We start from the raw sequence: 19,000 nt of genomic DNA, 5'->3' as shown, positions 1-19,000 counted from the left end.
CTGCCGGGGACCCGCGCAGAACCTGTTGCACCAACAGGGAGGAAACGTGCGTCCGCTCGCCTCCCGTGCCCGGGGAACCGGCGCCAACGGTGATCTCGTGCGCCGCGTGATCGTCGCCAGTGGCTTCCTCGTGCTCCTGATCAGCTCGGCCTTCGCCGTCCTGTTCCGCTGCAGTGTCGATCTGCGCGCCTCCCAACGGCTCGCGCAGCAATCCGAAGAGCTGCTGCTGGCGGCCGACCAGGTGCGGCACAGCGTCGTCAGTCTCCAGGCGGACCTGCGCGGCTACGAACTCACCGGCCGCGAGCAGTTCATCAAGCGCTGGCAGGTTGCTCAGGCCGCCTTGCCCAAGGAGGCCGGAACGCTGACACGCCTGGCCAACTCCGCCCAGCGGATCAGAACGGAGCAGGTCCAGCGAGCGGGTTTCGCGGACGTCGTCAAGGAATACTCCATGCCACTGATGAACGTCGCGAAGCAGGACCTCCCGGCGATGCGGGCCTCGGCCATCGAGAACGACCGACGCGTCGAGGCGATCCGAGGCGAGTGCCACCGCATCGTGCTCACCGAACGGAAGCTCGCGGCGGCCCGGGAGGAACGCGCCGCCTCGGTCGCCGACCAGGCGGTCATCGCGACCACCGGAGGTCTGACGGGTTCGGGCGTGCTCGTCATCGGATACGCGGGCTACGTCACCCGAGCGGTCGTGCATCCCGTGCGACGAGCCGCCGCCATGGCCGGCCGGCTCGCCGACGGCGACCTGACCGCGCGCACATCGGAGACAGGGGTCGGTGAGATCGGCGTGCTGGAGCGCAGCTTCAACCGGATGGCCGACTCGCTGGAGGAAAGCCATGCCGAACTGTCCACCTCGCGGTCCAGGATCCTCGCAGCCGCCGACCAGGCCCGGCGACGCATCGAACGCGACCTGCATGACGGGACCCAGCAGCGGCTGGTGTCCCTGGTGCTGGAACTGCGGTCCGCCCAAGGCGCCGTACCCGTGGATCAACCGGAGCTGAGGGCCAGGGTGGCCCGGGTCAGCACAACGCTGCTGGCGGCGCTCGACGAATTGCGCGAGCTCTCCCGCGGCATCCATCCAGCGGTCCTCTCGGAGGGCGGGCTGCCCCCCGCGCTCCGTGCCCTGGCCCGTCGCTCACTGGTTCCGGTCGAACTCGACGTCCATGTCCCCCGGAGACTGCCCGAGCCGGTCGAGGTGGCGGCCTACTACGTGGTCTCGGAGGCACTGGCCAACACCGCCAAGCACGCCCTCGCGTCCTACGTCCGCGTCTCCGTGCATGCCCGCGACGACGTCCTGTGCCTGTCCGTTCACGACGACGGCGTCGGAGGAGCCGTTCTGGGGCAGGGCTCGGGTCTCGTGGGCCTCGCCGACCGTGTGGGAGCCCTGGACGGAACGCTCACCCTCCACAGCCCCAGCGGACACGGAACGACAGTGCAGGCGCGCCTTCCCCTCTCGTGACGCCGCGCCTTCCCCTCTCGTGCCGGGTCAGGGGAACGAGGCACTCCGTCAACGTTCCTCCACCAGCGCACGGCAGCGGTCGTCGCAGCGATGCACCGCGAGCGGGTACGCGGGGAGGTGCCGGGCCGGGACGGCACTGTCGGCCGGCGCCGCTCCGTCAGGGATCAGATTGTTGAAGCGCAGGACCTTGACGACCATGGGATGACCGGCCAGCAGCGTCAGTGAGCCCCCTGCCTCATGGACTCGGCGCGCGGTGGCTGCCAGAGGGCGCACTCCCGCACAGTCCAGGAAGGTCACCTGTCTCAGGTCTATGACGACGTCAGGGTGCCTGCCCCTGGTCGCGGCGGTGAATATGGCGTCAGTGTGGGCGGCGGTGGCGATGTCCAGTTCACCGGCCACGTTCACCACTGTGGGCCGGGTTCCGACGAAGACGGTGCAGACAGCTTTCACGTGCGTGTCCCGTTCTCAGAGGCGTTCCCCAGGTCTCGGCTCGGCGAGGCGAGCCCAAGTCCGGCCGGATCAGCCGACGCGTCCACGCTAGGAACACGACCACGGCGACGTCATTGCAGCCAGCCCCCACCGCCCGCCTCCCGCCAGCCACCAGGCTTCGCGGGAGATCGAGGAACCGCTCTGCTCTCAGAGCACCCTTCCGCCCGCCCTGCCCTCATGTACCGGTCGCTGCTGTGCGGCGGACGGACTTCCGTCACCCCGGTATCCGGTCCGGGGCGCGCAACTCTCCGCCGGGAGCAGTTTCGCCACCCGCTCGCCGATCCAGTGGCCGAGTGCCTGGTAGGCGTCGAAGCGCCGGCTGTCGAACCACTGGTCGCTGGTCCCGTCGTGGGGAAATGCCGGGTTGGCCTGGGCGTACGCGAGGAGCGCGTAGGGCATGTCGGGGGTCAGCGTGGCCCGGGCGACGATCAGACGTCCCCGCGTCCCGAGCCTTCGACCGTGGTCGTCCACCAGTGGCCGCGGGTAGACGATCTCGCCCACGACCACCGAGTCGGCCGAGAGCCGGAGGTCGAGGGCGGCCAGTGGGTTCGGCGGCGGCTGGGCGGGCGGGGGCGGCTGGCCCGGCCGGGTGGGCTGGGTCGGCTGTGCCGTGAGGGGAGGCGCGCTGCCCGGGACGAGCTTCTGCCAGTCCTCGCGGGCGATCCTGATCTCGACCCCTAGTTCCTCCCGGGCCAGGGCGATGGCCTCGCCCAGAGCGGGGGCGAAGGCCCCGGAGCCCCCGCTGGCGTCCACGCACACGGCGGTGGTGACGCCGTGCCGGAGCAGTTCGACCAGGCCGAGGTTCTCGTAGTGCCCGCCGTCCGTGACCAGCAGCATCCGGTCGTCCAACGGGTAGCGGCCGGACACTTCCCGCAGCAGGTAGGGCAGGCGGCGGATGCCGGGCATCGGAGGCAGCGCCCAGTCGGCGGGTTCGTGCCAAAGGGGTCCGAGGACGCCGGGGTTGGGGAGCCAGGTGCCGAGCCGGGCGTTGGAGAGCGCGAACAGCGTCTGGAACGCCCGCGCCTGGCGTCCCATGGCCGAGGCGAACGCCGCGCCGGAGACGGCGACGGCCGACTCGACGGTCAGGTCCTTGCGGATGACCGGCCTGGTGCGCTCCCACAGGACGTCCGTCCGGGCGTACCCGACGTCCGGGCCGCCGACGTAGTCGTAGGACAGGGTGAACGACACCGCGTGCCGCCCCGGCGGTGTGCGGTCGTCGCCGGACAGGTTGGCCGCCGCCGCGAAGACGAGCTGGGGGAAGCCGGGGTGCCGCCTGGCGTAGCAGCAGAGCGGTGTCGGCTCGTCGAAGTCGTAGGGGACCGCGAGCTGTTCACCGTCCGGCTCGGTCCGGCGGCGGACGGCGAACGCGGTGGCCAGCCGGGCGCGGTAGAAGGGGTGGAGACTCGTCCACGTCTGGTCGAGGCTCAGCGCGACCGCGCAGAGGACGACCGGAAGACCGATCTGGACGGCCACGGGCCATGTCCGCCCGACGTGGATCGCCCCGCCCAGAACGAGCAGGGAGGCCACCGCCACCACGACGAGAACCACCCACACCAGCAGGTACTTGCCGACGACAGGCATGGCGCGCACCAGCCGCGTGCGCTTGGCGGACTCGACGGCGCGCTCGGTGGACTCGATGCGTCGCCACGTGGTGCCGGCCAGCACGGTCACATAGGTGAGCAGCGCCACGACTCCGCCGCTCAACGCGGTCGCCGGGGCGTGCAGCGTCCACAGGCGTGCCGTCACCCACTCCAGGGCGGGGAGGACGACCACCACGACGGCCAGCAGCAGGCCCGCCACCACGAACGTGAGGAAGGTCTTCTTCAGCACGCCCGACAGGAACCGCCTGGCGAGGCACAGGGACACCAGCCAGAGGAACCAGAAGACGGCCGCGCAGCACAGCAGGGCGAGAACGGCCCACAGCGCGGGTCCCCGGAAGCCCGGGAGCCGGGTCGGGTCCGCCAGCGGAACGAGGTGGTAGCCCCAGCTCAGGGCGAGCCCCAGGACCAGCACGGTCGCGGTGAGCAGTCCCAGAGAGGCCAGCAGGCCCCGCAGAACCGCCCCGATGGCGGCCAGCCACTGGCCGGTGCCCTCCGCGACGTACTTGGAGTGCCGGCGGGTGTGGTCCTCTTCCGGCGTGCCGGGCATGAAGACCTCGCGGGTACGAACCCTGGTGTGGTCTTCCCCACGGCGGCCGCCCGTCGCGGCCAGCGCCAGTTGCAGGGCACCCGTGGTGTAGCCGCCGCCGGAGACCGACACCAGGTAGCGTGCCCGGAGCAGTTGGGGGCGCAGGGCCTGGAGCGCGCCCAGGGTGACGCAGGCCGAGCGGATGCCGCCGCCCGAGACGCAGAAGCCGAGCCCGCCCTGTTCCCGGCCGGGTGGCACCCGGCTGCCGTTCTCCCAGCGCGCCTCCCTGGTACGGGGCGGGTCACCGCGTCTTGTACCAGGCCAGCGTGTCCGGCCCCACGCCATCACGGGCCAGGGCGCGACGACGTCGGGCCCCTCGGGCCGGGGGTCGGTCGTGCCGCCCCTGTGCCCGTTCTCGCACACGCACGTCTCGTGGCGTGCGCGCTCTCTTTCGTACCGGCGCCGGGCGCAGCCGTGGAACGCGGCCCGCTTGAGGACGATCCCGATGAGGACCGCGGCGACCGGTACGGTGAGGACGAGCAGCAGCCACTTGACCGTCGCGAAGCCCGCCGCCCACGCGAACGCCCAGTCGGCGCCGCTCAGGCCATGGAGAAGCAGCAGCTTCTCGGTCACGGCGCACACGCACGCCGCGACGGCCGCGCCGATCCCGTACGCGATCAGGATGCGGTGCCTCATGCGCACCGCTATGGTGCGGTCGCTCAGCCAGAACGCGAGCACCGTGCTGACGGTGTACGTCCCTATGAGGACGAAGTCGGCCGTCAGTGCCGTACGGAAGTCGGCCGTCCGGTCGCCGACGAGGGTTTGCGCCGCACGCGCGTCGCCGGCCAGTTGCAGCCCCACGTCGTCGACGGCGGGGGCCCGGAGGCGGATCCAGAGCCCCGCGCCGAAGACGGCGAGGGCCACGACGGCCAGGACGCAGCCGGGCAGGCGGGACAGCGTGGCGGGGCGTGCGTCTGCCGGCGGGGCCGGCAGGCCGCGCGCTCCGTCATCCGCCTCGTGTCTCACTGCGGGCCCCCGGCCGCGGCCCACGGGGCGAAGGCGTTGTCCACCGAGCGCAGAGCCGCCCGCAGCCCCGGGAAGTGCCGTAGCAGCACGCTGGTCATGGTGTTGTTCTCGATCCAGTCAAGGCCGGTCGGGGTGTACACCTGAGGTGTGTAGTCCCTGGTGAGGAACCGGTCGCTGTTGAGGCGGCGGGAGGCCATCAGGACGAAGACACGGAAGGCCGTGTCGCTGAACGCGAAGCCCTTGGGGCGGGGTTCGGCGAACAGGCCCACCGAGAGGTCGACGCGCTCGATGTCGCCGTCGTAGACCCGGCGCAGTTCCTCGGCCCAGACGGGGTTGTCCGTGAGGGTGTCGAAGTCCTCGGCGGGGCGGAGGTGGAGCTGGCGCCGGAACTCGTTGTAGCGGGGCACACCCACCTCGCGCGACCGCAGGATGTCGACGGCCCCGAGGTCCATGAGCTTGCCGTCGGGCCGTTGGAACTCCTGGAGGAACCTCGGGTAGTTGTGCAGGGTGACCAGGCCCGGGTGGGAGGTGCCGAAGGAGTAGAGCAGGTCGCTCAGGGTGTGTTTGCCGAGGATGTCGTAGGCGTGCCACCCCGTCAGTTCCCGGAAGGTGGCCTCCTGGAGGAGCGAGTCGTCGGCGGCCGACCGGAAGCTCCAGTCGTCCGGGATGAGGGGGTGCATGCGGTAGACGGCGACGAACTCCTCCGTGAGCGAGTACGGGACGCCGAAGTGGTCCGTGCGTCCGCCCACGATGCCGCTGAGCACCTCGCTGTCGCCGAGGCGGCCGAGCAGCCTGTGCAGGCGCTCGCCCATCAGGCCGTACCAGTTGGTGCGCAGGGCGGTGACGGTTGTCGGGTGGCTGATGACGGCGGGGGTCCATTCCACGGTGTGGATCTTGGCGATGAGCGCCGCGTTGACCAGCCGTGCCCGTTGGAAGAGCTCCTCGTCGGACCACGTGGGGCAGGCGTCGTGCAACGCGTCGCAGATCGCGTTGTGTTCGAGCAGGAAGACCAGGTGCATCATGGCCAGTCCCACCCAGAAGCCGGGAATCGCCGCCGGGTCCTTGTCCGGATCGTCCGGGAACAGCGGGCCGTTGGGAACCCGGAGCCTGCCGCCTTCGCCGGTGCGCAGCGAACGCTGCTCTTCCAGGTTGTTCCCGTACAGCTGGGACGCGTCCCACCAGGGCGAGTTCTCGTTGAGGAAGGTCGGCGGCAGACCGTCGTGCCCGTCGGGGCGGGTGGGGTCCGGGATGGTCCGCGGGATGAGCATCGGTGGTGCGGGCCACGGGTCGTCGTCGGACAGATCGATGTGCCAGGGGCGGTCCATGGTGCCCTGCCCGTGACTGACCCAGTCCCTGACCATGAACTGGAGCCAGGCGGCGACCAGGGCGTTGACGGACTCTGCCGGAACGAACGCGTCCCGGGTCAGCAGGGCCCGGCTCACCTCGCGGGGGCTCGGGGAGAGCAGGCGTGGCTCGGGTTCGGGGAAGGCCCGGTCCGGCGGCACGTTGCGGCCGAAGCGCGAACGGGCCATGCCCATGCGGGGGTCGGCCAGGTCGTTGTAGGTCCCGTCGGCCGTGCGCTCCGTGAGGTTCTGCACGTTCGGGGCACCGATCTCCGGCAGGTCGCACGACGGGTAGGAGCCGGTGTCGAAGAGGTTCTTGCGGCGCAGGTTGTCCCGCAGGCCGACGAGGGTCAGCAGACCGAGGGGCTTGGGCAGGCGGTACCAGCCGACCTTCCGGTCGACGGCGACCGCCAGCCGGTCGTGCAGCTGCACGAACCACGGGGCCCGGCCTTGTGGTGCTGTGCTCATGAGGGGATTCCTTCCGGCGTCCCATCCCGGGAGGCCCGGCGCGGCGGCTGCGGCGTCAGCGGACGTCCGGCAGCCGGCACGGCCACCCCCGGGCGACGAGTGTCAGGGCGACGTTGACCGTCGAGATCGCCGTGGCCGCGGCGGCCATGCGGCGCGGAAGCAGGCCCTCGCGGCCGGCGCAGGCGGCGGCGAGGGCGTCGCTCGTGTGGATGAGCGTGCCGGTGCGCAGCTCCCGGTCGCGTGCGTCCGCGTCCGCAGGGCAGAGCAGTTGGGCGCCGATGACCACGGTGCGCACTCCGAACATGCGGAGCACGTAGACCAGGGCGGGCTGTCCGGGGTCCGCGCCCAGACGGCGGGCCATCACTCGCGGGGTCAGCAGCGCCGCCGCGCCGTTCACCAGTCGGATGACGGCCAGAGAACGGCGCGCGGCTGTCCGCACGTCCATCCCAGCGTCCCTTCCAGGCGTGCATCCGGAGGATGTTCACGCCCTCTTTCTTACGATATGGGAGGCGGTCCTGATGCGCGCGTCGGGGCCGGGACGGCCGCCGACCGTCATTCCTCCTCTCCCGGCTCCTGGTGCGGCGTGCCGTTCATGGCCTGTCTGAGCCGCGCGAGCCGCAGATAGATCGTGCGGCGGGCACGGTTCTGGTTGCCCAGCGGCCGGTGTTCGGGCAGGGCGTGCCAAGGGTTGAACGACAGCCGGTCGGCACGGGCGAACTGGTCCGCCGGATCGCACTCCTGCCGGAGCAGGCGCAGGGTGGCCACCGGCACGAACGGCGAGAGGCGTTCGGGCCACACCACCGACGCGTTCTCGACCGGCATCCGGTGGGCGTCCGTCTGCACCTGGACGAGGAAGTCGAAGCAGGCGTCGCGGTCCCGCAGTGCGGCGGCCAGGGCCTGCCGCAGGTAGTCGTCGGGCGGGTGCAGGGGCACCTTGCTGCGGGTCGCCTCGCGGGGCACGAGGGAGTACTGCATGGCCTGACCCGCCCCGAGGAGGTAGGGCGCGCAGCTCCAGTAGCGGGCCTCCAGCGGGCTGGTCTGGGTCTTCGCGTACAGCCCCTGCATGATCATGTCGCAGAGGTGCGGGTGAGCGGGGTCGAGGAAGTACAGGACCGGGGTCCCGGCGAAGACGTGCCGTTGGAGCCTGAGGTTCTCCACGACGTCGGGCGTGGTGAAGGTCGGCGCGCTGATGCCGGTGAAGTCCTGGGTCCACCGCTCGTCGTCGAGCAGCTTCTCACCGCCGACGCCGAGGAGTTTGACGCCGATGCTGAGGACGCCGTTGTCCTTGATGTCGGGCGGCGCGAGGGGGCCGGGTCCCGCGAAGCGGACCCAGGCGCGGTAGGTGGCGGGGGTTCGGAACACACCGTGCCGCAGCCGTGCGGGCAGGTCGTCGCGGACGGTGAAGTCCGCGTGGACGACCCCGTAGGTCTTGGTGTTGCCGGCCCGTTGGGCCTCCCCCGGCCGGTACTGGCGCCGGACGAAGCGGGCCATCTGCTCCGCGATGGCCTCGGCGACCGCCGCCTCGCCCGGCACGGCCCGCTCTTCGGCGAGGCCCAGGTGCTCGTCCCGGCGGCGTACGTTGACGCACCACTGCACGGCGGCCTGGAGGGGACGCAGCAGGGTCCGGTCGAACAGCGGGCGCACGTAGGGGTCGATGCGCCGCTCCAGCAGGACGCCTCCCAGGATCGCGTCGTTGAGTCGCCGCCCGGCGTTCACTGCCGCCCGCCCTCGGGTACGGCCGTGCAGAGGTAGTGCAGTGCCTTCAGGCCCGGCAGGAAGAAGTAGGCGCCGCCCCGCACGGTGACGAACTGCGGAAGGCCGAGGTGGCGGGTGCGGAAGGGCCTGCCCTGCTCGGTGAAGGTCATACGGCGTTCCTGGCGCGGCGCGACGAGGGGGTCGGGGCCGTCATGGAGTCCGTTGAAGTTCGGGTTGTCGAGCCAGGTGTGCTGGATGAACTCGAACTGGCGGGAGATGTTGGCGTTCAGTGCGAGGAAGTGCAGTCCCTGTGCGTCCGGGCCGTCCTCCGTGCCGTCGGGACCGTAGGGCCGGCCGCGGCGGAGCAGCCGGTGGCGGCGTCCGACGGCGACCGAATCGGCGGAGCCGGGGCGGGGGTCCAGGGAGTCGCGGGGGTTGGCCCGGCGGACGTGGGCGCCGAGCGGGCAGCGCAGACCGGCCGGATCCGTGGCGTGGTAGCCGAAGCCGTTGTCCGTCGCCAGGGCGGGGTCGTCGTGCTCGGGCGCCCGGACCAGGGGTGCGCCGCCGGGCCAGCGTCCCACCATGTGCGCGGCGAGCGCCTCCTGTGCGGCGGGGTCGCTGCTGCCGTCGGGGCGGCGTGTCTCCGCGTCGAGGTAGTCCCGGAAGGCCTCGACGTCCTGGCGGAGCTGCCGGAGGACCAGGTAGCTGCCGTTGCGTCCGAAGTCCGCGCCGCCCTCGGGGGCGCGGGGCAGCACGCCGAGGGGGTCGTCGCTGGGCGGCAGCAGCGGGCGGTCCGTCAGCAGCCCGTACTCGTTGGGGTAGCCGAGAACGAACTCGCCGGCCCTGACCACCTGTTCACCGACCGTGCCCCCGTCGCCGGCCACCAGTGCGGCCTTGCGCAGCCCCTCGACGAGGGGCTGGGAGATGCCGTCGCGGAAGCCGAAGGGCTCACGGTCGGTCAGCTCGGCGGTGGCCAGCCGTACGGTCTCGGTGAAGGCGCCGGGGACCAGGACCGCTCGGCGCGTCTCGGCCTCCAGTTGTCGCAGCCGCTGCCCGTCGCGCGCGTAGAGCATGACCAGGACGTGCACCGGCCGGCCCGCCGGGCCGCCCCACCGCCAGTGCCCCGGGGCGTTCTCCCCGACGTCCCCGAGGAAGCGGCTGCGATCCGGGGCGGTCATGCCTACGACGAACTCGTACGGGAATCCGTCCGGTTCGGGTGTCTCCAGTCCCAGGTGCCGCAGGCCGTCCGAGGTGAGGGCCACGTTGACGGCGGTGTCCGCGGGCTCGGAGAGGCCGTTCGTCACGCGGGGCGCCAGTCGCCCCAGCGCGGCACGGGCGGTGGCCGCCGGCCCGGCCGTGGCGAGCAGCAGGAAGCAGGCCGACGTCAGGGTGCGGTAGCCGCGGGTGACCAGGCCCTGGATGTCGTCGAGTTCCAGCGGCGTCGTCATGGTGTCACCCTTCCTTCCGGCCCTTCAGAACAGGGCGAGCCAGGCCTCCGTCTCGGCGGGGCCGAGGTGCCCGAAGAGGCCTGCCCGGATGCGGGCGTTGATGTCGAGGTCGTGCGCGGTCGAGGTGTCGTACGCGGAGTACCAGACCTGCGTCGGCACCTGGTGGCACCGCAGGTAGTTCTTGAAGGCCTGCTCGTCCCTGGCACCGTCCAGCACGAGCCACCGCACCCGCGGATAGCCCAGGCCGTTGCTGAACACGGCGTTGAGCCCCCAGGCGACCTTGTCGATGAAGTCGTCCATGTAGCTTTCCAGGCTGCCGTCGTAGTTGCTGGCGAAGATCACCCGCCGTTTCCCGTCGATGAACAGCCAGCGCGCGAAGTGGATCGTCTTGACCCCGGCGAGGTTCCCGCGGTCGAAGACGTGGCGGACCCCGTAGTCCACGACGAACAGGACGGTGGTGAGCGTGATCCGCCGGAACGGGCCGGCCTTGACCAGGCCGACGGCGGTGAACGGGTTCTGCGCCACGAAGTCCTCGCAGCCCGCGAGTTCGCGTATGCGGTCGTGGCTCGGACGGGCACGGTCGGGGACATCGCGGCGTTCGTGCAGCCGGAGCAGGACGACCCAGGCCGGCAGGGCGGTCAGGAGAAGCGGCAGCAGCCCTACGGCGGCCAGCGGAACCCCGACCAGGTGGGCGGCCCGGCGGATCCGCCGGCCGAGCGGGGGTGGCGCGGGGCCGGTGCGGGCCCAGGCGAGGTCCTCGCGGCCGCCGACGTATTCCTGGACGGCGGCCCTGATCTCCACCGGGCTCCTGGCGGCCAGGTCCGGTCCGTTCCGGTCGAGGAATTCCTCGATCACCTCGCGCAGCAGGGCCTCCTCCTCGATCTGCTGCCGCCCCCTGCCGACGGTGTTGACGTAGAAGGCGGCGCAGGGCACCGCATGGGCACGCAGCCAGTCGATCCGCGCGGCGTCCGGGGAGCCGCCCGCCGGATATCCGGCGCAGTGCCCGAACACCCGGTCCAGGCCGTCTCTCGCCTTGCGGACGAGATCGGCGAGGTGCGCTTCGACGGACCCGTCCACCTCGCTCATGTACACGACGCTGGGCGGCATGTCCGCCGCGACGCCGCCGGGTCCCTCGGGAACGAGGACCACGCGTGCGAAGTGGATGCCCGGTATCTCGGCGAAGGGGAACAACTCACCGGCCGTGCTCTTCCGGCCGGCCTCGTGCAGCAGCTCCCGCACCTCGGCGACCCGGTCCGGCGGCAGGGCGGCCTGGACGGTGACCGCCGTCTGGTACGGCATCTTCGAACACCTCCGCCTCCGCTCAGGACCTCAGGTCCGCGCGTCCCCGAACGCCGGGCTGGAATTCAGGACTTCACCGACGGCGAGACGAGTTCGCGCAGTCCACGGCCGCCGGGGTCGAGGACGTCGCCCTGCCACACGAGACGGCGAGCCGGCCCGGCGTTCGTCTTCGAGGCGAGTCCCAGGAACACCGTCCCCAGGCCCCTTTCCCGGGGGTGTCTCCCCGTGCGGGGAGTGACGGAACAACCGGTCGGGCTCGGGCCGCGACATGCCCGGCAGCCGGTCCGCGCCGAGGTCGGTGGCATGGCTCATCGTGCACCTCCATGAGCCCACTGCCGCGGGCACGTGTCTCCGTGCGCCGTCGCTACTGCCATCCTATTTCCGCCCGCCCGTCCCCGGCATCCCGACAGCCCTGCGGTGCGACAGCTGCGGGGGCACGCGCACGATACGTATGCGGGTGAGGACCGCAAAGTTGACTGAATCGTGAACTATGTCAGCGGAATTCGCTGGGCGAGTTCACTGACATACCATCAGCGGCGCACACGCCGGGGGATCCGTTCGGCGTGGAACGCTGGACCCATCGGCAGGCGCCTGCGGCGCATCACCACTCCGCGGTACGTGCGCCGAGGTGATCCGGCTGCTGTGGGACTGCCGGCGAGGCATGGCGGCGACCACGTTCAGCGGGGCAGGCCTGTGCGGAGATGGTGCAAGCCCGCTCCCCGACCAGGTCCCGCGGCGCACGGCCTTGAGCATGCTCCCGGAGGCGCAGCCCGACAGGATCGTCGTCGGCGAGGCGGCGAGGCGGCGAGCGGTGGCGAAGCGACGCGCGCCATCGGCGAACTGCTCCCTGACGTCGGCCTGATGGACGTCCGGAGGCGTGGCCGGTATCGGGGCCGCCCGCCGCGTCGTCGAGTCCGCCGGCCGACCCTGCGTCCTGGTCCCGACCGCCTTCGACGTCGGCGAGTACGCCCACGAAGCCCTGCGCGGCCGGAGCCGGCGGCTTCCTCCGCAGGGACGCCCAGCGGGAGGAACTCGTGTCGCCGCCGGCTGGACGCAGGCCGGGATCGCCGCACAGCTCCACGCCGCCGATCCCACCGTCGAGTCGCCGTCGCCCACGTCCTCACCAGGATCGATGCGCGCGACCCCGCCCAGGCCGGTCTTCGCCTACGGCGCACTCGTTCCTCCGGCATGAAGCCCCGCCGCGTGCCTGGTACTGGCTTTCCCAGGGAGCCGTGCCCAGGAAAATGCCTCCCTGTATGCGAAGGCCCTCGGTCGCGACGATGGATTCCGCGAGGCGGCTCCGGCACGTGCAGGCGCCCCGCCACCCACCTGCCCACGCGGCGGCGAACCGCGCGTCCCACGGAGATGGCAAGCCCCATGAACGCCACCGACAAGCCGGCCCTGCTCCAGCCCAGGACGGGCGGCCCGGCACCGCACCGCTCACCACAGCCGGAGGTACCGTCCCCGGCACTTCCGCACCGTGGTCGGCGTGGTGTTCGCCGTCATGGCCGCCGGCAGCGCGCCGTCTCCGCTGTACGGGCTGTACCAGCGGCGATGGCTTCGGCACGACCACCTCGCACCTCGACGGTCGTGTACGCCTGCTCCGCCCCCGGTGCGGTCCTGCCCCTCCTCCTCGCCGGTGGGATCCACCAGCACCGTGCCCGCCTGGTCCGGGCTGCTGGTGGCCCTGCTCGCCGTGCCTGCGGGCGCCCTCGACGCCCGCAGGGACCGGCCGGGATCCCCCTCGGCAGGTCGCCCCTTCTGACCGTTTTTCCTACCATCGAACGAATGAAAGGCAGTGGCATGACCACTTGGTTCATCACTGGCGCGTCCCGCGGTTTCGGCCTGGAGATCGCACGTCAGGCACTTGAGCGGGGTGACAAGGTCGTGGCGACGGCCCGCAGGCCCCAGGGCGTCCGGGACGCCCTCTCCCGGTACGGGGACAGCCTGCTCGCCGTCGCCCTGGACGTCACCGACGAGGCACAGGCCCGCGAGGCCGTCGGGGCAGCCGTCGAGAGGTTCGGGACCATCGACGTCCTGGTCAACAACGCCGGACGCGGCGTGCTGGGCGCGGTGGAGGAGACCTCCGACGCCGCGTTCCGCTCGGTCTACGACACCAACGTCTTCGGTCTGGCCAACGTCACCCGTGCCGTGCTGCCGGTCATGCGCCGGCAGAGGTCGGGCCGCATCCTCAACCTGAGTTCCGTCGGCGGCTTCGAGAGCGTGGCGGGTTTCGGCGTCTACTGCTCCACCAAGTTCGCGGTGGAGGGCCTGTCCGAGGCGATGCGCGCCGAACTGGCGCCGCTGGGGATCCAGGTCACGATCGTCGAGCCGGGATATTTCCGCACCGACTTCCTCGACGCCACCAGCCTGCTCACGGAGGGCCAGGTCATCTCCGACTACGCCGGGACCGCCGGCGCCGTGCGGCGGGCCGTGCCCGGGCTCAACCACGCCCAGCCCGGTGACCCCGTCAAGGGCGCCGCCGCCGTCCTCACCCTCGCCGACGCCGCCCGCCCACCGCTGCGCGCCCAGCTCGGAAGCGACTGCGCGGCGGCCATGGACCTCAAGATCGCTCAGCTGCGCGAGGAGACGGACACCTGGCGGGAGCTGGCCCTGTCCACCGACCATGACGACGCGAAGGCCGCCGTCTGACCGGTCGCACGACCCGGCACGGCTCGTACGAGAAGGAGGCCGCCGTGACAGAGCTCGGTGTATACCTGCGCGCTTGCCGCGCCCGGGTCAGTGCGGAGCAGATGGGGCTGCCCACGTCCGGGCACCGCCGGGTGCCGGGGCTGCGGCGCGAGGAACTCGCCTCGCTGGCGGGCGTCAGCGTGGACTACATCGTGAGGCTGGAACAGGGCCGTGCGAAGTCGGCCTCGCCGGCCGTCCTCACGGCCCTGGCCCGGGCACTGGAGCTCCGTCCCGACGAGGAGGAGTACCTGCTGAGGTGCGCCGCCGAAGCCGGTATGGCGGGTGGGGCGAAGCCGGCCGCACCGAGAAGCCGGCAGGTGTCGCGGGCGACCCAGGTCCTCCTGGACAGCATGGTGAACGTCCCGGCGCTCGTGCTCGGCCGCCGTATGGACGTCCTGGCGTGGAACAGCCTGGGCGCGGCGCTCTTCACCGACTACTCCCGGCTGCCGGCCAAGCGCCGCAACCACATCTGGCTCACCTTCCTCGACCCCGAGGTCCGCGGGCTGTACGCGGACTGGGAGCGAGTCGCCCAGGAGTGTGTGGCCTATCTCCGCATGGACGCCGGCCGCTACCCGAACGATCCCGAACTCGCCCGGCTCGTCGGGGAACTCTCCCTGAAGGACCCGGACTTCCGCCGATGGTGGTCCGACCACAGGGTCCGGTCCCAGCGTCAGGGCCGCAAGGAGTTCGTCCACCCGGTCGCCGGGGAGCTCAGCCTGGACTTCCAGGTGCTCGACGTGCGGGGCTCCACGGACCAGAGTCTGCTCGTCTACACCGCGGAACCGCACTCGCCGACCGCGCAGGCCATGACCTTCCTGACGGGATGGGCCGCCACCGAGCTCCCCGCAGGGGCGGCGGACGCGGCGGCCCGGTCCGAGGACGAGCAGTCACCGAGTCGGTGACCCGGATGTGAGCGTCCCGCATCTCGTCAATTCCGACATAAAGCGACATTCTTCTTCAAGTTTACAAATCTACTGACCCGGACTAGTTTCGCACCAGCGACAACCTCCCGCAGGTGTGCAGCCGCGTCTTCCCCCCTCACGGAACCTCCCTTCCGGCAGCGATCCCACCGGGAAGATCAGAATTGAGGCACCATGAAGCATCTGGAATCCGATGCCCTCCCGGCTCCCCAGCCACCGCCGCCAGTGCCCCGGGTCGACGTCACCCTCGACGTCAACGGCACACCCCACCGGCTCAGCCTCGACGCGCGGGTCACGCTGCTCGACGCACTGCGTGATCACATGGGCCTGACCGGCGCGAAGAAGGGGTGCGACCAGGGCGCGTGCGGGGCCTGCACGGTCATGGTCGACGGCAGGCGCATCGTGTCGTGTCTGGCGCTGGCCGCCCAGTACGAGGGGCGCGAGATCACCACCGTCGAGGCCCTGTCGGTCGACGGCGAGTTGCATCCCATGCAGGCGGCCTTCGCCCGGCACGACGCCTTCCAGTGCGGTTACTGCACGCCGGGGCAGATCATGTCCGCGATCTGCCTCATCGCCGAGGGACGCGCGAACTCGGAGGACGACATCCGCGAGTTCATGAGCGGCAACATCTGCCGCTGCGGCGCCTATCCGAACATTCGCGCGGCGATCCGCGACGTGACGGCGGAGGGCTGACCATGCATCCCTTCGAGTACGACCGGGCCACCGACGCCGACCAGGCCGTGGCCGTGGTCACCGCCGATCCCGACGCCTCGTTCCTCGCCGGCGGGACCACACAACTCGACCTCATGAAGGACGGGGTCCTGCACCCCGACCGGCTCGTCGACATCACCCGTCTCCCGCTCGGCGGCATCACGCACACCACCTCGTCGATCCGGGTCGGCGCGCTGACGACGATGGAGGAACTGGCCGCCGATCCCGTCGTGAGCGAGCGAGTGCCCTGCGTACGGGAAGCCCTTCTGCTCGGCGCCTCGACACAACTGCGCAACATGGCCACCATCGGCGGCAACCTGCTCCAGCGAGCCCGGTGCCGCTACTTCAGGGACCCCACCGTCGCCGCCTGCAACAAGCGCGCCCCCGGTTCAGGGTGCGCCGCCATCGCCGGGATCCAGCGGATGCACGCGATCCTGGGCACCAGCGACCACTGCATCGCCCTGCACGCCTCGGACGTCGCGGTACCGCTGACCGCGCTCGACGCGATCGTCCACATCCAGGGCGCGGACGGATCCCGGTCGGTCCCGCTCACCCGGTTCTACCTGCCACCGGGCGACACACCCCACATCGAGAACGTACTGCGGCACGGCGAGCTGATCACCGCGGTCGAGGTCCCGCTGCCGCCCGAAGGCACGCGCTCGCACTACCTCAAGGTCCGTGACCGCGTCTCCTACGAGTTCGCCCTGGTCTCGGCCGGCGTCGCTCTGGTCATCGAGGACGGCCTCGTCCGGGAGGCCCGCGTGGCGCTGGGCGGGGTGGGCACCGTCCCGTGGCGCGCCCGGGACGCGGAGGACGTCCTGCGGGGGGCCCGCGCGGGCACCGACTCCTTCCGGGGCGCGGCGGAGGCGGCCCTCGCCGGGGCCAGGCCCCTGCCCGGTACCGCGTTCAAGGTGGAGCTGGCCAAGCGCACGCTCGTGCGCACGCTGGAGACCGTCGCAGGAGCGCTGTCATGACGACTCTCGAAACGGGCAGGACCGTCGGCGCGGGCATCGACCGCGTGGACGCCCCGCTGAAGGTGGCCGGAGCGGCCCGGTACCCCAACGACTTCTCCTTTCCCGGCATGGCACACGCGGCCCTGGTGGGCAGCACCATCGCCGCGGGGCGCATCCGCGGCATCGACGTGACCGGTGCCCTGGCGGCACCGGGGGTGCTGACCGTCCTGACGCACCTGAACGCGCCGAAGCTGGAGCGCGGCCCGATGACCCTGCTGGGCGGATCACCCCCGGCTCCGCTCCAGGACGACCGCGTCCTCCACTACGGGCAGCACATCGCGGTCGTGGTGGCCGAGAGCCCGGAGGAGGCCCGGTACGCCGCCCGGCTGGTGCGCGTCGAGTACGAGACGACCGAGGCCCTGCTCGACGTCGACGACCCCCGGGCCGAGATCGTCGAGAACCCGTGGGGGCTGGACACCGAACGCGGAGACGTGAACACCGGATTCGCCCGGGCGGATGTGGTGGTGGAGGGGACGTACACCACCCCCGACAACACCAACAACCCGCTCGGCCTGATGACGACCGTCGCGTCGTGGCACGGCGACGCGCTGACGGTGCACGACTCCACGCAGTGGCCGCACAACGTGCGGACCTCGCTCGCCGCGGTCTTCCAGGTCCCCGAGAGCGGGATCAGGGTCCTGGCCCCGTTCGTCGGGGGCGGCTTCGGGGCCGGACTGCGGGTGTGGCCCCACGTGATCCTCACCGTGCTGGCGGCCCGCGAGGTCAACCGCCCGGTCAAGCTGGTCCTCACCCGGCCCGAGATGTTCACCTCCGTCGGACACCGGCCCAACAGCGTCCAGCAGATCAGGATCGGCGCCACCCGTGACGGGGCCCTCGTCGCCATCGAGCACCGCGGCATCTCGTCCGTCGCGATGGAGGACGACGACTACGAACCCGTCTCCTTCGGCTCCGCGGTCGCCTACGCCTGCCCCAACGTGCTGACCCGCGACCGGCAGGCGCGGCTGAACATCCCCTGCCCGGGCTCCATGCGCGCGCCGGCCGAGGGGCAGGGCAACTTCGCTCTGGAGTCCGCGATCGACGAAGTCGCCCACGCCCTGGGCATGGACCCCCTTCGGTTCCGTCTGCGCAACTACGCGGAGGAGAACCCGCTGCTGGGCCTTCCCTGGTCGAGCAAGGCGCTGCGGGAGTGCTGTCTGGAGGGTGCGGAGCGGTTCGGCTGGTCGCGGCGCACACCGGAGCCGGGCTCCATGCGGGACGGCCGCTGGCTCGTCGGCTACGGGATGGCCGGTGTCTCCTACCCCTTCTACCAGGTGCCGTGCCAGGCCCGGGCCTCCGTGCGCCGCGACGGCTCGGCCTATGTGCGCAGCGCCGCCACCGACATCGGAACGGGCACGTACACGGTCATGACCCAACTGGCCGCCGAACTCCTGGGCCTGGACGTCACCCGGGTGCGTTTCGACCTCGGCGACTCCGACATGCCCTATTCGCCCCAGGCCGGAGGCTCCGGTCTCACGGGCGCCCTCGGCAACGCGGTCCACGCCGCCTGCCGGCGCCTGGTGCGGGAATTCCTCGACGTGGTCCGCGACGACCCCGAATCCCCCTTGCGCGCGGCGGCCGTGGACGGGGTGACGGTCACCGACGGGCGTATCCACCGCCTCGCGGATCCCGGGCAGGGCGAGTCCTACGTGGACATCCTCGCCCGTCACGGCCTGGAGGAACTCAGCGCCGACGGCAGAAGCACGCCCCCTGGCAGCGAGGAGCTGGGGATGGCCATGGCGGGCGCCTTCGGGGCGAAGTTCGTCGAAGTGCGCGTCGACCGGGAACTGGGTCTGCTGCGCGTGGCACGCGTGGTCTCCGCCATCGACGGCGGCCGCATCCTCAACGAGAAGACGGCCACCAGCCAGATCGTCGGCGGCACGGTGGGCGGCATCAGCCAGGCCATGTTCGAGGAGACCGCCACCGACCGGGGCACCGGGCGGATCGCCAACGCCACGTTCGGCGACTACCTGATGCCGGTGAACGCCGACATCCCCGACATGGAGGTGCTGTTCGTCGGCGGCCCCGACCGGGCAACCGCCGTGGGCACCAAGGGAGTCGGCGAGGTCGGCCTGGTGGGTCTGGCGGCGGCCATCGGCAATGCCGTCTTCCACGCCACCGGACGCCGCCTCCGCTCGCTTCCGTTCACCATCGACCAGCTCATGCTCTGAGAGACCGGCTCCGCGGCGAGAGCCGTGCCCCGTGCTCGATCGAGCGGCGCCGTGATGTCCGGCCCCCCGTGGACGGGCCCGGCACGGCCGCCGGCCCGGTCCGCGTGCCGGTGATCCGTCGCGCCGGCTGGACGTGC

General features: G+C 71.6%; 16 protein-coding genes. 8 read left to right on the top strand and 8 right to left on the bottom strand.

The window, feature by feature from the left end; all coding sequences use genetic code 11:
* Nucleotides 1–46 precede the first annotated feature (46 nt).
* Nucleotides 47–1,465, top strand: coding sequence for a HAMP domain-containing protein (locus C3492_RS44715; protein WP_258055845.1), 1,419 nt, complete (start codon nucleotides 47–49; stop codon nucleotides 1,463–1,465).
* Between the two features lie 48 nt (nucleotides 1,466–1,513).
* On the opposite strand, the gene C3492_RS23760 is transcribed toward C3492_RS44715, so the two are convergent.
* The 8 genes from C3492_RS23760 to C3492_RS45990 all read right to left on the bottom strand — a co-directional run bounded on the left by C3492_RS23760 (nucleotide 1,514) and on the right by C3492_RS45990 (nucleotide 11,551).
* Nucleotides 1,514–1,870, bottom strand: a complete 357-nt coding sequence (locus C3492_RS23760) for an STAS domain-containing protein (protein WP_374938365.1) — start codon at nucleotides 1,868–1,870, stop codon at nucleotides 1,514–1,516.
* Between the two features lie 231 nt (nucleotides 1,871–2,101).
* Entirely contained in the window at nucleotides 2,102–5,107 is a 3,006-nt protein-coding gene (locus C3492_RS23755) for a patatin-like phospholipase family protein (RefSeq protein ID WP_258055844.1), read from the bottom strand.
* The gene (locus C3492_RS23750; protein ID WP_103813778.1) at nucleotides 5,104–6,918 is read right to left on the bottom strand and encodes a peroxidase family protein; all 1,815 of its coding nucleotides are present in this window, start codon (nucleotides 6,916–6,918) and stop codon (nucleotides 5,104–5,106) included. The genes C3492_RS23755 and C3492_RS23750 overlap by 4 nt, the downstream gene beginning before the upstream one ends.
* 55 nt (nucleotides 6,919–6,973) lie before the next feature.
* Complete coding sequence (locus C3492_RS23745) at nucleotides 6,974–7,363, bottom strand: hypothetical protein (RefSeq protein ID WP_103813777.1); 390 nt, start codon at nucleotides 7,361–7,363, stop codon at nucleotides 6,974–6,976.
* Nucleotides 7,364–7,470: 107 nt separating this feature from the next.
* On the bottom strand, nucleotides 7,471–8,634 hold the full coding sequence (locus C3492_RS23740) for a catalase family protein (RefSeq protein ID WP_103813776.1): 1,164 nt from the start codon (nucleotides 8,632–8,634) through the stop codon (nucleotides 7,471–7,473).
* Nucleotides 8,631–10,061, bottom strand: coding sequence for a peroxidase (locus tag C3492_RS23735; protein WP_103813775.1), 1,431 nt, complete (start codon nucleotides 10,059–10,061; stop codon nucleotides 8,631–8,633). Before C3492_RS23735 ends, C3492_RS23740 begins: the two co-directional genes overlap by 4 nt.
* 24 nt (nucleotides 10,062–10,085) lie before the next feature.
* A complete protein-coding gene (locus C3492_RS23730; RefSeq protein WP_103813774.1) occupies nucleotides 10,086–11,360 on the bottom strand; it encodes a hypothetical protein in 1,275 nt (424 codons plus the stop codon).
* A 65-nt stretch (nucleotides 11,361–11,425) separates the two neighbouring features.
* Complete coding sequence (locus C3492_RS45990; protein WP_258055843.1) at nucleotides 11,426–11,551, bottom strand: hypothetical protein; 126 nt, start codon at nucleotides 11,549–11,551, stop codon at nucleotides 11,426–11,428.
* A gap of 686 nt (nucleotides 11,552–12,237) precedes the next feature.
* On the opposite strand from C3492_RS45990, the gene C3492_RS23720 reads away from it, so the two are divergent.
* From C3492_RS23720 to C3492_RS23695, 7 genes are all read left to right on the top strand, one after another.
* Nucleotides 12,238–12,552: a hypothetical protein gene (locus tag C3492_RS23720; RefSeq protein WP_103813772.1), complete on the top strand. Its 315-nt coding sequence runs from the start codon at nucleotides 12,238–12,240 to the stop codon at nucleotides 12,550–12,552.
* A 447-nt stretch (nucleotides 12,553–12,999) separates the two neighbouring features.
* Nucleotides 13,000–13,125, top strand: coding sequence for a hypothetical protein (locus C3492_RS45985; RefSeq protein WP_258055842.1), 126 nt, complete (start codon nucleotides 13,000–13,002; stop codon nucleotides 13,123–13,125).
* Between the two features lie 38 nt (nucleotides 13,126–13,163).
* Entirely contained in the window at nucleotides 13,164–14,012 is an 849-nt protein-coding gene (locus tag C3492_RS23715; protein WP_103813771.1) for an oxidoreductase, read from the top strand.
* A gap of 44 nt (nucleotides 14,013–14,056) precedes the next feature.
* Nucleotides 14,057–14,953, top strand: coding sequence for a helix-turn-helix domain-containing protein (locus tag C3492_RS23710; protein WP_103813770.1), 897 nt, complete (start codon nucleotides 14,057–14,059; stop codon nucleotides 14,951–14,953).
* A 192-nt stretch (nucleotides 14,954–15,145) separates the two neighbouring features.
* Nucleotides 15,146–15,664: a (2Fe-2S)-binding protein gene (locus tag C3492_RS23705; protein ID WP_103813769.1), complete on the top strand. Its 519-nt coding sequence runs from the start codon at nucleotides 15,146–15,148 to the stop codon at nucleotides 15,662–15,664.
* Nucleotides 15,665–15,666: 2 nt separating this feature from the next.
* Nucleotides 15,667–16,656, top strand: coding sequence for a xanthine dehydrogenase family protein subunit M (locus C3492_RS23700; RefSeq protein WP_103813768.1), 990 nt, complete (start codon nucleotides 15,667–15,669; stop codon nucleotides 16,654–16,656).
* Nucleotides 16,653–18,863 (top strand): xanthine dehydrogenase family protein molybdopterin-binding subunit, encoded by a 2,211-nt coding sequence (locus tag C3492_RS23695; RefSeq protein ID WP_103813767.1) that lies wholly within the window; start codon nucleotides 16,653–16,655, stop codon nucleotides 18,861–18,863. The genes C3492_RS23700 and C3492_RS23695 overlap by 4 nt, the downstream gene beginning before the upstream one ends.
* Nucleotides 18,864–19,000 lie beyond the last annotated feature (137 nt).

The organism is Streptomyces sp. Ru62, from assembly GCF_002920615.1.
GTDB lineage: Bacteria > Actinomycetota > Actinomycetes > Streptomycetales > Streptomycetaceae > Streptomyces.
The sequence above is the reverse complement of the archived record's forward strand: the minus strand, read 5'-3'. Positions and strand labels throughout refer to the sequence as shown.